This window comes from Streptomyces hyaluromycini, assembly GCF_002217755.1.
Taxonomy (GTDB): Bacteria; Actinomycetota; Actinomycetes; order Streptomycetales; family Streptomycetaceae; genus Streptomyces; species Streptomyces hyaluromycini.
Genome location: NZ_BCFL01000016.1, coordinates 1,370,024 through 1,383,063 on the forward strand (window position 1 = coordinate 1,370,024; position 13,040 = coordinate 1,383,063).

Sequence of the window (13,040 nt, forward strand, 5' to 3'; positions counted from 1 at the left end):
GAATGCGATCCGCTACTAGCGGCGCTTCGACTTCCGGTCGTCCTTGACGTGGCCCCGGAAGGTGCGGGTCGGCGAGAACTCGCCGAGCTTGTGGCCGACCATCGACTCGGTGACGAACACCGGGATGTGGGTCTTGCCGTTGTGCACCGCGAGGGTGTGCCCCAGCATGGCCGGGACGATCATCGAGCGGCGGGACCAGGTCTTGATGACGTTCTTGGTGCCGGCTTCGTTCTGGGCGTCCACCTTCTTGATCAGGTGGTCGTCGACGAAGGGCCCCTTCTTCAAGCTACGAGGCATCTCAACCAGTCCTTAACGCTTCTTGTTCGTCTTGCGGCGGCGGACGATGTACTTGTTCGACGCCTTCTTGGGCGAACGAGTACGACCTTCCTTCTTGCCCCACGGGGAGACGGGGTGACGACCACCGGACGTCCGGCCCTCACCACCACCGTGCGGGTGGTCGACCGGGTTCATGACGACACCACGGACGGTCGGGCGAACGCCCAGCCACCGCTTGCGGCCGGCCTTGCCCCAGTTGATGTTCGACTGCTCGGCGTTGCCGACCTCACCGACGGTGGCGCGGCAGCGCGCGTCCACCATGCGGATCTCGCCGGACGGCATACGGAGGGTCGCCATGGCGCCCTCACGGGCGAGCAGCTGCACCGAGGCACCCGCGGAGCGGGCGAACTTGGCGCCACCGCCGGGACGGAGCTCGATCGCGTGGACCGTGGTACCGACCGGGATGTTGCGGAGGGCCAGGTTGTTGCCCGGCTTGATGTCGGCCCCGGGACCGTTCTCCACGGTGTCGCCCTGCTGCAGGTTGCGCGGGGCGAGGATGTAGCGCTTCTCGCCGTCCGCGTAGTGCAGCAGCGCGATGCGCGCGGTGCGGTTGGGGTCGTACTCGATGTGCGCGACCTTCGCCGGCACGCCGTCCTTGTCGTGACGACGGAAGTCGATCACTCGGAAGGCGCGCTTGTGTCCGCCACCCTGGTGGCGAACGGTCACACGACCGGCGTTGTTACGGCCGCCCTTGCTGTGCAGCGGGCGGACCAGCGACTTCTCCGGCGTGGACCGCGTGACCTCGACGAAGTCGGCGACGCTGGCGCCACGACGGCCCGGCGTAGTCGGCTTGTACTTGCGGATTCCCATTTCTCAGTCCTCGTCCGATATCGGACGATCCGACCCGCTTACGCGGTCGGACCGCCGAAGATGTCGATACGGTCGCCCTCGGCGAGGGTCACGATCGCGCGCTTGGAGCCCGCGCGCTGACCGAAACCGGTCTTGGTGCGCTTGCGCTTGCCCTGGCGGTTGAGGGTGTTGACCCCGGTGACCTTGACCGAGAAGACCGCCTGGACGGCCTGCTTGATCTGGGTCTTGTTGGCGTCCGGGGCAACGATGAACGTGTACTTGTTCTCGTCGAGGAGCGCGTAGCTCTTCTCCGAGACGACCGGCTTCAGCAGCACGTCACGGGGGTCCGTGTACGACTTGCTGAGCGGGGTCTCGACGGTGTTCTTGCCCTCGGTGGCGTGGCGGCGCGCCTTGGCGACGCGCGCGGCCTTGGCGGCCTTGGCAGCCTTCGAGGCGATGCTCGGGTGACGGGTAGCCATCAGACCTCGGTCCCTTCGGTGTCGTTGGCCTTCGGGCCGGCGACGAAGGACTCGAAGGCGGCCTGGGTGAAGACCACGTCGTCCGAGACGATCACGTCGTACGTGTTCAGCTGGCCCGGCTCCAGGATGTGGACCTGGGGCAGGTTGCGGGCGGACAGCCACGCGGCCTCGTCGGCACGGTCGATGACCAGGAGCAGGTTCTTGCGCTCCGAGATCTTGCCGAACAGCGTGCGAGCGGCCTTGGTGCTGGGGGTCTCGCCCTCGATCACGCCGGTGACGACGTGGATGCGGTTGTGACGCGCCCGGTCGGTGAGGGCGTGACGCAGAGCGGCAGCCTTCATCTTCTTCGGGGTGCGCTGCGAGTAGTCACGCGGCTGCGGGCCGTGGACGACGCCACCGCCGGCGAACTGCGGCGCGCGGGTCGAGCCCTGACGGGCGCGGCCGGTGCCCTTCTGGCGGTAAGGCTTCTTGCCACCACCACGGACCTCGCCACGGGTCTTCGTCTTGTGCGTGCCCTGGCGGGCGGCCGCGTTCTGCGCGACGACGACCTGGTGGATCAGCGGGATGCTGACCTTCTCCACGCCGAAGATCTCCGCGGGGAGCTCGACGCTACCGGTCTTCTCGCCGGCAGGCGAAAGGATGTCAACAGTGCTCATCGGTTACCTCAGGCCCCCTTGGCCGCGGTGCGGACCAGGACGAGGCCGCCGTTCGGACCGGGAACCGCGCCCTTGATGAGCAGCAGACCCTTCTCCGCGTCAACGGCGTGGACGGTCAGGTTCTGGGTGGTGACACGCTCGTTGCCCATGCGACCCGCCATGCGGAGGCCCTTGAACACGCGGCCCGGGGTGGCGCAGCCACCGATGGAACCGGGCGAGCGGTGCTTGCGCTGGGTGCCGTGACCGGCGCCGAGGCCCTTGAAGTTGTGACGCTTCATGACACCGGCGAAGCCCTTGCCCTTGCTCTTGCCGGTGACGTCGACCTTCACGCCGGCCTCGAAGACCTCGGCGGTGACTTCCTGGCCGAGGGTGTACTCGGAGGCGTCGGCCGTACGGATCTCGACAAGGTGACGGCGGGGGGTGACGTCGGCCTTGGCGAAGTGGCCCTTGAGGGGCTTGTTCACCTTGCGCGGGTCGATCTCGCCGAAGGCGATCTGGACCGACTCGTAGCCGTCGACGTCGTTGGTACGGACCTGGGTGACGACGTTGGGGCCGGCCTTGACGACGGTGACCGGAACAACACGGTTGTTCTCGTCCCACACCTGCGTCATGCCGAGCTTCTCGCCCAGGATGCCCTTGATCTGCTTAGCCATTCTCAGCTCACCGACCCTCAGAGCTTGATCTCGATGTCGACACCGGCCGGGAGGTCGAGTCGCATCAGAGAGTCAACGGTCTTGGGGGTGGGGTCGAGAATGTCGATCAGGCGCTTGTGGGTACGCATCTCGAAGTGCTCGCGCGAGTCCTTGTACTTGTGCGGCGACTTGATGACGCAGTACACGTTCTTCTCAGTGGGCAGCGGCACCGGGCCCGCGACCGACGCACCAGTGCGGGTCACCGTCTCGACGATCTTCTTCGCCGAGGAGTCGATGACCTCGTGGTCGTAGGCCTTGAGCCGGATGCGGATCTTCTGTCCCGCCATGGCTACTCAGTAGTCCTGTCTTTGCACGCTCTGGAACCCGGTGACTGCTTCTCTTCTCCGACCCACGCGGTCGGGTGTGTCGCGCTCTCGCCGACACAGATGCCCCTTGTTCGAGCATCCCTGCTGGGAAAGCACGGCCCTTCCGGAACCGCAAGCCGGGGACGGAAGGCCCACCGGGTGCCTGGCCGGTGCCGCACCGCACTTCCCGAAAGATTCCCGTACGTCCGCCCCAGTGCTGCCAGCAGGCAGTTAGGGCGACGAGTACTGTGGGACTCGCTTCCGGTCCTCCCGGCGGGAGGCGCACAGCATCAACACTCGACCGAGCAACTCCGACAGTCTGCCACAGAGGGCAGGGGGCTGGCCAATCGGGGCCGGAGAGGATACCCCCAGGGGGGCAGACGTCAAACACAGGCTCGAGTGAACGCGTCGGGACCGCCTCGCCGGTCGGGCTCAGAATCCCCATGGCTCAGGGTGAACCTTGACCCCGGGCTCCTCCGACCAGGTCAGACGGGCCTCGATCTGGTCCCCCGTGAGGTCGAGCAGCCGATCGACGGCCCAGCCGTGCCACTGGACGGCACGAGCTGCGGCAGGCGGAAGGCAGGCAGGCAGCCGAGCCGGCAGTGCCTCGGGGCGGTACACGGGCCTCTTGACCTCACCGTTCCGCTTCGGCCTGGACGACCTGTACAGGTCCAGACAGTCGACCACCTGGTCGACCAGGTAGAGGACGTAGTCGTCGCCCTCGGCCTTGTCGATCTGGACAGGCACCAGGCTTCCGGCCGTCAACAACTCGTCCCCGGACCGTTCGGCCAGCCGAAGGCTGAGCACAGGGGCGCCGGGGCTGCCGCTGGGAAACTCGTTCTTGGGGGTGCCGTCGTCGTCCAGCCATTCGGCACGCACCCCGGTGGGTCGCCCCTCTTCGCCGCCCAGCCGCTGCCAGCGCATGAGCCGGCTCTCGTCCTTGCCGTTCAGACGCAGCGTCCCGTAGCCGCTCAGGCTCGGCAGAAGCCGGTAGACCGCCGGGCCCGGTCGGGCGCTGCCAGACATCGCGTCACCATCCATGCGGGCCAGCGGACCGGCCGATCGGGAGCGCCGCGCGTGCCGGGATCACAACCCCCGCGGATCGGGGTGCGGAGCGGCCGACGGCTCCGGTGACCACAGTAGGCGGGCCTCCAGATCGCCGCCGAGGATCTCGTCGAGCAGATCACGCATCCAGCCGGTCCAGCACACCCCGACGGGAAACTGCGGAACCCGGAACGCCGGCAGCTCGGCAGGCACCGCCTCCGGGCGGAAGATCGTCTTCCGCATCTCTCCGGTGGCCTTCTTCGGCTGGGCCGACCTGCGGGTGTCCACGCAGTCCACGAGAGGCTCCACCACGTACAGGGCGTAGTCGTCCGGCTCGGGGCCCGGTGTGCGGACGGGGACCAGCCGACCGGCCCGCTCCAACCGCTCCTGCCCGACCCGGTCGACGAGGCCTCGGCTCAGCATCGGCGCGCCCGGATAGTCGGAGGCGAAGTCGACCTTGCGCGCCTTGGGATCACCCGTCCACTCGGCCTCGAACGAGTCCTGCAGAGCGACCTGCGGTCCCTGGAACTGCCGGCGCTTCAGATCGATCAGCGAATCGCCCAGGCGCAGCGTCCTCAGGCTCCGCGTGCCGGCCAGGAGGCGGTACACGGCCGAAGGGACCGAGGGGCTCGGTGCGGAGGTCGGTGCGGAGGTCGGGTCAGAGGTCATGGAGTCGTCCTTATGCCGTCCGGTGGGCAGTGTCCGGCACGGCGTGCGTGGCGCCGGCCGGCTCGCCGTCGGTCTGCCGCCCGACGCTCCGCGGCTCCCGGGAACCGGTCGGCGTGGGTGGATTCGTACGGCCGGCGGGTGGCCGGGCGCGCCCCGCGTCCGGGCCGTGATCAGTACAGCGCTTCGGGGCGGACCGGCCTGGCGAGCTTTTCCAGGGCCTCGTCGGGGGTGGTCGCCCACAGGGAGACCGAGTCCATGCCCGTGTAGACCGCGCCGTCCGCCGCGATCGCCAGGTAACGGTTCCGGCGGTCGACCATGCCGACCGGGTAGAGATCGGCTCCGGCCTGCTCCCCGAGGTCGTCGAGGATCTCGGCGTCCCACATCGCGAGGAGCGGGTCCAGCCTGAAGTCCGTCCACGGCATGGTGTCCGCAGGGGCGCGGCAGGCAATCCCGACCTGACCGAATTCCACGAGGAACCGGCGCGCGGCCGCATGCATCTCGTGCTCGCCGGTCTCCAGCAGGATGGTCTCCAGCGTCTCCCGCCCCGAGAACTCGCACCGGTACGCGGGAAAGACGATGGTGGTCAGAGGCGTGAGGTCGGAGTTGCGGACCCGGTGGTGACCGTGCACCCCGGGAACGGTGGCCGCGACGGCGTCGAAGGAGTATCCGGGAGCCTCGAAGCCGCCGACGAAGGTCAGGAAGCGCCCCTCGGCGGTCAGCTCCGGCTCGTGCGCGCGGGCGAAGGCCAGGACCGCACGCGCCAGCGCATCGTCGCGCCGGCGCACCTGGTTCATCTGGAGAAGCCGGGTGCCGTCGCCGGTCGGCGCCCCCGCGAAGTTCAGCACCGGGTTCAGCCGCCACGTCCAGGCACGGTCCAGGCCGTCGATCGGCGTGGCCCGCGGGAACGCGGTGACGGTGGACTGGAGATCCATGGTTCCCCGTGGGGTGTCCGGGTCGGCCAGGGTCACCGTCGCTCCGCACGCCGCCGGGAGAACGCCCGGCTCACAACTCGATCGGCCGGTAGGCCAGTGCCTGATCCACCACTTCCTCAGCCGTGAGATCCCGGTCCGAGTAGTAGATCAGATCGGTTACCCGAGGATGCGGCACACTCCGCTTCAGCTCCTCCACCAACGCGTCTTCCTCCGCCTCGGGCAGACGTGCGTCAATGAGCTGCTGAACCATCTGAATGAGTTCTTCACGCGTTTTCGAGATCACGTAATACTTCCTCTCGACCTGATCCTGCTAACTGCCGAAATGGTAACCACCGTCCAGCACCTCCTTATGGTATCGCGGTGTTACGACCACAAGGTTGTCGAGGTCGTATACACCGCCGCCTCGCCCGATGGGCTGGACGTGATGCAGCACGTAACGGCCCTGGCCCGGAATGGCCTGATCGACAGCGGTGAAAGGCGCCTTCCCCTCGGCCATAGCCGTCTGGCCGGACTTCTTGAACTGTCCGGCCAGTTCCGGATTCTTCGAGACCTCTTCCCAGAACGCCGCCCTGAAGTGGTCAAAACTCTTGAACTCGCGCCCCTGCAGCCCTCGGGCCACCTGTCCTGGAATTCTCCCCGCATTTCCATGGCTCCCCCTCAACCACTTACCGGTGATATCCGGAAGCCGGTCACCTCCTGTGACCATGCCCGGAGAATTGCGAAGCTCCGTCGCACTCTTCCGGGCCGCGATCGCGCAGGGGGTCAGACCGAGAGGATCACCCCATGTATGCGGATTATGAACATATGCAACGGGGTTTGGGGCGGGCTCCAGTCCGAGCGGGTCCTGGGTGAGGTAGAGGGCCGTTTCAGGGTCGTAGTGGCGAAAGAAGTTGTAGTGCAGGCCCGTTTCCAGGTCGTGGTACTGACCTGGAAAGCGGAGCGGTGTGTGAGCAGTGCCGTCCGCCGCCCACGCGGTGACGCCCCACAGGGCGCTGCGGGCCCGCCCGGCGACGTTCCCGGTTTCGTCGACGAGTTCGGTGGGAGTGCCGACGACGTCGGTGACGATGGCGAAGAAGCGGGAATCGATCTCGTCCTGAGGTGCGTCCGCGGCCGACTTCCGCTCCGTCTGGGCTATCGGCGCCAGGCCGTAGTGGTCCCAGGTGAGGGTGACCGAGGTGTCGAGCGACGTCGACGTGGTGGTCTGTTCACAGAGAGCGGTGCCGTCCCAGGTGAAATCGACCTGTTCGACCACGGTGACACCGTCGTCGGCAAGACGCAGTTTTGCCGTCCTGCGCCCTAGTGGGTCATACGTGTACCGCCAGCGCGTGCCGTCGGGTGTGACGACCGAGACGAGCCGGTCCTCGGCGTCCCAGGTGTAGCGCCAGGTGTCGGGCTTGCGGGACAGACGTGTCTTCTGCCGCAGGGTCACCCGGCCGAGGTCGTCATGTTCGTAGCGGACCTTCCCGGCCCGCGTGAGACGAGTGCCGCGGTAGGCGCGGTCTCCGGTGGCTTCGTGGCCGGGGTGGGTGTGGGGCCAGTCGGCCTGGGTCTGGTTACCGGCGCTGTCGTAGGCGTAGGTCTCGGTCCAGTTCTCCGCCCGCACCGCGGTGACCCGCCCGGCCGCGTCCAGATCGAAACGACGGCTTCCGAGGACCGAGGCGTCGACCCCGGTCAGATTCCCGTCGGCCCGGTAGGCGAAAGACCGGTGCAGGACGGGCCGGACGTCGGTGCGCGTGATCGTCTGGCTCGTCAGGCGCCCCAAATCGTCGAACGCCTGGGCCAGGGTCGCGGCGGTGCCGATGCGCCGCGTCACCTCTCGGCCCGCCGAATCGTGCTCGAATTCGATGACTCGCCCGGAGGTGACGAGACGGGTGAGCCGCCCTGCTTCGGCGTAGGTACGGCTGCTGGTGGCGCCGGAAGGAGTGACACGGCCCACGAGCTGCCCCGCCGCGTCATAGGAATAGGTCACGGTCCGTCCGTTGACCGTCTCGGCCAGGAGACGGCCGACGCTGTCGCGCTCGAGGGTGAGCGCGGAGTCGGGTCCGGCGGCGTGCGTGAGGTTGCCGACTTGGTCGTACGCCCAGGTGGTGACGGTCCCGCACGAGTCCTTGCGTATCAGCTGGCCAAGGACGTCGTAGGTGAAGGTGATGGTCTGGTCGAGTGCATCGGTGCGGGAGACGAGGCGCCCGGCGGCATCGTGGACATACGTGAGAACGCTGCCGTCGAAGTCGGTCTCCGATGTCAGTCGACCGGCCTGGTCGTAGTCGTAGCTCCAGGCCATACCCAGGGGGTTGGTGACGCGGATGAGGCGCAGGGACGCGTCGTAGGAGAACTCGTGGCGAGCCCCGTCCGGACCTGTGCGGGCCGCGAGCAGGTCGAAGTGGGTGTAGTCGGAACGGGATACCTGCCCCAACTGATCGGTGTGGCTCGTGCAGTTGCCCTCGCCGTCGTAGCTCCACTCCTCCACAGCACCGTCCGGTGTGACACGGCGCAGAAGCCGGCCCTCCGTCGACCAGGCCAGTCGCGTGGTGTGCCCCAGCTCGTCGGTGATGGTGACGGGGTTCCCGAACGCGTCTCGTTCCCAGCCGGTGGCACCCAGCTGGTCGGTGACCTCAAGAGGCACGCCCGCACGATCGCAACGCACGGTGGTCGGGCGGCCCAAAGGATCGGTGACGGTAAGGGGATGACCTTCCGGTGTGTAGGTGCTGCGAGATGTTGCCCCGCTTGGATCAGTGATCGATGTGCAGTTGCCGCGTTCGTCGTAGGAGTACCGCCATGAGGTCCCGTCCGGCAGGTTCACGCACGCAGTGAGATGGAGATCGTTGTACTCGTAGCGGACCGTGACACCGTCGGGCCCCGTGATCGCGACCGGCTGCCCCAGTTCGTTGACGCTGATCCGCGTGGTGTGGCCGAGCTGATCCGTCGTCGAGGTGACGTGCTGGTGGGTGTCATGGTCGGTGCGCACCATGCCGCCCAGCGGGTCGATCTCGGCGATGACGAGGCAACGCTCGTCGACGACGAAACGGCTGGTGGCGCCGTCCGCGCTGATGATCTCCGTGACACGGCAGTCAGGCCAGGCAGGGGCGGCCTGGTCATAGGCGAAGGTGTTGGCCATGTGCCCGGCCTCACCGCCTTGGGCGATGCACCGGTCCTGCTCGTCGTAGGTGTACGAATAACGGCGGAGGTTCGTGTCCTGCCACGACGTGATGCGCTGCCGCTCGTCGTAGGTGAATCGCGTCGGTGTGGCTGCCGAGTCGGCGACTTCGGTGAGGTTCCCGGCGGTGTAGCCGTACCGCTTGACCGTGACGTCTCGCCCGTCTTCGCCCGCGCCGGCCAGGCCCAGCGCGATGACGCGCCCGTCTTCGACGGTGAGCTTGAGGTGGTATCCACCGGAGTGGCGGATGGCCTGAGGGGCACCCTCGTCGTCATAGTCGAAGTCGACGGTGTTGTCGTTGCGGTCGGCCATTCGCTCCAGGAGTGCCACGCCACCGGCAGGAGCGGCGAAGCGGCGGCTGATGCCCGTGAGCGGCTCGGTGATGAGGTAGCCACCCGTGTCCAGCCGGGTCAGAGGCCAGAGAGGGCCGCTCTCAGGAGATACGGAAACCGCGGGCCCCTCGGGGTGCGGATAGGCCAGCAGCATGCCGTCCTCGGTGACGAACACGACCCCTTGCTCGTCGATTTCGAGACGCTGGTCGACAGTGGAGGACCAACTGGGCCCGAACCACCGGCCCGAGCGACCACCCGACGAAGCGCGGCGGGTGAAGTCGAAGGCCAGGGTCCCCGGCAACGCGACATCGGTCTGCGCCAGGTACATATGGCCCGTAGCCGGGTCGACCGGGTCGCCGCATCCTTTGATCAGGCCTTTCAGCCTGCTGTAGGCGCCCTTTGAGCCTTCCGCGAGCAATCCTCGGGCGGACTTGAGGCCCCGTAGACCTCCAGCCATCGCCTTCATGCCGCCGCGGAGGTTCTTCATCTCCTTGAGGCCCTTGGCGAGTTTGCCGAGGCTGGTGATGCCCTTGCCGCCGGGTATGCAGTCCAGGGCGGCGAATGCCACGTCCCATAGGGTCGCTTGCCCTTGGGAGTATTTGTAGAGCGTGTCCGCGAGCACGACGAGGGCCGCGACCAGCACGATCGCGCCGAGGATCGGCCCGCCGATGATCATCGCGATGATCCCGACGACCGCCACGACCACCTTGCAGACCGTGACGATGGTGTCCCAGTTGTCCTCGAACCAGTGACCGACGTCCTGCCACCAGTGCCGGTTCGGGATCCCGGCGTCGGACGCTTCGTCGATCTTCCGCTTCGCCTCACCCGCCGCGTCGTCCCGCATCTTGCGGGCGTCCTCGGCCATCTTCTTCGCCGCATCGAGGGCGTTCTGGGCGGTGGTGACGTCCGACTGGGCCTGGGTGTGCGCGGACTTGGCGCTCTGCACGTCCCGGGTGGCGGCCCGCACCTTCCCCTCGTCCGGCTTGTCGGCGCTGGACTTGCTGCCGGTGGGATCGTCCTTGTACTTGTCCGCTTCCTTCGTCGCCCGCGTGACCCACGAATCGGCGGAGGACAGCCGGGACTTGGCGGAGGAGAGGTCGGCCTGGGCTTCCTTCGCCTTGGCGAGCGCCTTGTCGGCCAGCGCCTGCGCCCGCTCCAGCTTCGGCCAGTAGTCCGCGAGGGCGTCGCCGCACATCTCGTAGGACTTCTTGAGCTTCTTCAGGTTCTTCGGGACGTCCTTGAACTGCTCCTTGAACACCTCTGCCGACTTGCCGGCCCATTGGAGGAGGGTGTCCTCGCCGGCCATGCCCTTGACCAGGCGGAGCGCGTCGGAGACGTCGTCGGCGAAATCGTGCAGCTGGGTGGCCAGGGTGCGGACGCGCTGCGGGTCACCGGGGGTCGGGTCCCTGTCGAGGCCGAGTGGATGCCAGTCCGCCGGTCGGTACCCCACCATGTCCCGCAACCCCCGTCGCGTACGACCCGTCAACACACCTGTGCACACGCGAACTTACAAGGAACTGTCGTTCGAGGTGAAGCCCGGCGCGCAGGCCGGTCGTGGGCCGGGCTCTCAGGCGCCGGGACGGTCGCTGATGGTCCAGAAGCGTGAATCCTTCGGCGGAGCCGGGCGCGCGTTCCAGCCGGACAGGTCCTCTTCGGGATCTCCGTCCGGTGTCCGCCACTCAATGGGCTCAAAGTAGAGCCGGTAGGCCCAGAACTCGGGAAACTCATGGCACATGAGATCCGGATAGGGTTCTATCTCAGCGCCTTCATAGGCCGCGTTGACCCGCGCAACCGCCTCTGGGGGAGAAATGCCGAACCTGGTCACCAGCACTTCGGCGATGGCCCGAAAGAACTCGAGCATCCCTTCATCGAGTTCCACAAGAAATTCCTGGGTTCTCACCCCGGTGCCCCTTCTGGCGTCGAGTGGTCAGGGCGCCGCGTCCTCGGTCGACGGCGGACGGTTTCCGGATCAGGCTCCGGTGCGAAGGCGGGACGGGCGCTGGGGAAGTCGCCGGGGAACACGTCCATGCGGGTTGCGCCGGCCAGGACGGACACGAGGAACTCCACGATTCCACCGTCGGAGCAAGGCCACTTGGTGTTGCGTGCCCCCTTCGCGGTGACGGTCCACTCGTCCGGGGCTGCCTCGGGTTCGGTGACCCAGTAGATCGTGTCTCCGTTGTCGGTCCTGCCGACCGCGAGTAGGTGATCGATCCTCGGGACTTCCTTCTGCAAGCTCTCCGGCATCTGCCCCAGCAACTCGGCGGCGCGTTCGGCGGGTCGACGAGGCGTGTCGGCCAGAACTCCGAACGCGGGTGCAGGATGGTCATGAAGTCCTCGAAGCCGCCCGGCCCGTACCGCTCCGACAGCCACTTGTAGTCGTCGGGCAGGGGGACACCGAGTTCGTCCTCCACTCGCTCCCAGTCGACGGTGTCGTCCACGGTCGCGTCCGCGGACGGTGGTGGTGGCGGTACGAGTCGTAGCAGCTCTTCGCGTGCGGTCGTCGTCACTGCGTCTCCATGCATTCAGCGGTGGCGGCGGCCACGCAGGGCCCGACGGCCGTCTTCGATCGCGTCCACGGAGCTCAGCCACCAGTACTCCAGCTTGTTGCGCACCGTCAGGTACACCCATCGGCGTTTGAACCAGGGCGGCAGGTCCCGGTACGGCACGAAGGTCAGCGTGTCCCTGATCGGGTGCTCGGCGACGCCCCCGAGGCCTTCGGCGCGCAAGGCCGCGAACAGTTCCGGGGTCAGGCGCTGGTTGAGCCGTGCCGCGTGCCCGGCCGCGACGAAGGCGTTCATGCGCTGGAGGCCGTCCGGGAACCCCATCACCTGGACGATCCGGGGCGACGCCTCCTCCAGCGGGCAGTGGAACGCCAGCCCGATCACCGCCGTGCCGAGGTGGTCCTCTCCGCGTTCGAACGCGGCGTCCCATTCCGCAGGGTCGGCGAGCCCCAGCAGCCCCTCGCCCGTCTCCCACCGCAAAGGATCAGTCCGCGAACCGGAACGTCGACGTGATCGCGTCGAAGATGTCGAAGAAGGAGTCGGCAAGGTCGAGGACCTGGCTGCTGCCGGCGACCAGGGCGACCTTGCCCTCCTGGCCGGGGACCGGGATGAACGTCTGCATCAGGACCGCGCGGATCGTGCGGTTGAGGCTGTCCTCCGGGATCGGGATGTCCTCGATGCCATAGGTGCGCGCGGCGGGGCCGACGCCGGGGATGTCGACGGTCGTCACCTTGCGCCAGGAGTCGCCCTCCCGGTGGGCCTCCTTGGGAGCGAGCTGGGCAGCGATGGCGGCCGGGTCGTTGGAGAGGGGCGCGCCCTCGCGGGTACGGCCGCCGACCAGCGACACCGTGACCGAGCCGGTGATCGGGGTGTCCCCGCCGAAGCTCTCCGCCATGCAGCCGCAGTACATCGCGCCCGACTTCCACGCGTCGGCCGCGGACCTGCGCAGGAAGCCGACGTACGTGTCCCGGTACTGCGCCAGCTCCGGGTACTGGGCGATGCGCTCGTTCACCATCCGCCGGATCGAGTCGTCCCGCGACTCCGGCCGCACGTCGAACTCCCACCACGACTCCGGCACCTTGATCCGGAATCCGCCGCGCTCGATCGTGAGCGTCTCCATGTAGCGGGCCATGCTGTACGCCACCCCTCCC

Annotated in this window: 14 protein-coding genes; all 14 read right to left on the reverse strand. The window is 67.7% G+C overall.

From position 1 onward, the window contains the following. Positions 1 to 15: 15 nt before the first annotated feature. The 14 genes from rpsS to SSP29_RS06395 all read right to left on the reverse strand — a co-directional run bounded on the left by rpsS (position 16) and on the right by SSP29_RS06395 (position 13,021). Positions 16 to 297 (reverse strand): 30S ribosomal protein S19, encoded by a 282-nt coding sequence (rpsS, locus tag SSP29_RS06325; RefSeq protein ID WP_003992359.1) that lies wholly within the window; start codon positions 295 to 297, stop codon positions 16 to 18. A 12-nt stretch (positions 298 to 309) separates the two neighbouring features. Next, positions 310 to 1,146 carry a 50S ribosomal protein L2 gene (gene rplB / locus SSP29_RS06330; RefSeq protein ID WP_089099432.1) on the reverse strand — a complete coding sequence of 279 codons (837 nt, stop codon included), beginning with the start codon at positions 1,144 to 1,146 and terminating at the stop codon, positions 310 to 312. Between the two features lie 38 nt (positions 1,147 to 1,184). Then, entirely contained in the window at positions 1,185 to 1,604 is a 420-nt protein-coding gene (rplW, locus tag SSP29_RS06335; protein ID WP_089099433.1) for a 50S ribosomal protein L23, read from the reverse strand. Beyond that, positions 1,604 to 2,260: a 50S ribosomal protein L4 gene (gene rplD, locus SSP29_RS06340; RefSeq protein WP_089099434.1), complete on the reverse strand. Its 657-nt coding sequence runs from the start codon at positions 2,258 to 2,260 to the stop codon at positions 1,604 to 1,606. Before rplD ends, rplW begins: the two co-directional genes overlap by 1 nt. An 8-nt stretch (positions 2,261 to 2,268) precedes the next feature. Continuing rightward, entirely contained in the window at positions 2,269 to 2,913 is a 645-nt protein-coding gene (gene rplC, locus SSP29_RS06345) for a 50S ribosomal protein L3 (protein ID WP_062706771.1), read from the reverse strand. A 17-nt stretch (positions 2,914 to 2,930) separates the two neighbouring features. Then, positions 2,931 to 3,239, reverse strand: a complete 309-nt coding sequence (gene rpsJ, locus SSP29_RS06350; RefSeq protein ID WP_003948644.1) for a 30S ribosomal protein S10 — start codon at positions 3,237 to 3,239, stop codon at positions 2,931 to 2,933. A 450-nt stretch (positions 3,240 to 3,689) separates the two neighbouring features. After that, positions 3,690 to 4,283 carry a hypothetical protein gene (locus SSP29_RS06355; RefSeq protein WP_089099435.1) on the reverse strand — a complete coding sequence of 198 codons (594 nt, stop codon included), beginning with the start codon at positions 4,281 to 4,283 and terminating at the stop codon, positions 3,690 to 3,692. A 60-nt stretch (positions 4,284 to 4,343) separates the two neighbouring features. After that, positions 4,344 to 4,970, reverse strand: a complete 627-nt coding sequence (locus SSP29_RS06360) for a hypothetical protein (protein WP_089099436.1) — start codon at positions 4,968 to 4,970, stop codon at positions 4,344 to 4,346. A gap of 170 nt (positions 4,971 to 5,140) precedes the next feature. Further along, a complete protein-coding gene (locus SSP29_RS06365; protein WP_089099830.1) occupies positions 5,141 to 5,902 on the reverse strand; it encodes an SUKH-3 domain-containing protein in 762 nt (253 codons plus the stop codon). A 70-nt stretch (positions 5,903 to 5,972) separates the two neighbouring features. Continuing rightward, positions 5,973 to 6,185, reverse strand: a complete 213-nt coding sequence (locus tag SSP29_RS06370; protein ID WP_150133649.1) for a bacteriocin immunity protein — start codon at positions 6,183 to 6,185, stop codon at positions 5,973 to 5,975. 27 nt (positions 6,186 to 6,212) lie between these two features. Continuing rightward, positions 6,213 to 10,841, reverse strand: a complete 4,629-nt coding sequence (locus SSP29_RS06375) for a pyocin-S2/colicin E7-DNase domain-containing protein (protein WP_089099437.1) — start codon at positions 10,839 to 10,841, stop codon at positions 6,213 to 6,215. 114 nt (positions 10,842 to 10,955) lie between these two features. Continuing rightward, positions 10,956 to 11,288: a hypothetical protein gene (locus SSP29_RS06380; protein WP_150133650.1), complete on the reverse strand. Its 333-nt coding sequence runs from the start codon at positions 11,286 to 11,288 to the stop codon at positions 10,956 to 10,958. A gap of 622 nt (positions 11,289 to 11,910) precedes the next feature. Next, positions 11,911 to 12,369, reverse strand: coding sequence for a hypothetical protein (locus SSP29_RS06390; protein ID WP_089099439.1), 459 nt, complete (start codon positions 12,367 to 12,369; stop codon positions 11,911 to 11,913). Positions 12,370 to 12,373: 4 nt separating this feature from the next. Then, a complete protein-coding gene (locus SSP29_RS06395) occupies positions 12,374 to 13,021 on the reverse strand; it encodes a hypothetical protein (RefSeq protein ID WP_089099440.1) in 648 nt (215 codons plus the stop codon). Positions 13,022 to 13,040 lie beyond the last annotated feature (19 nt).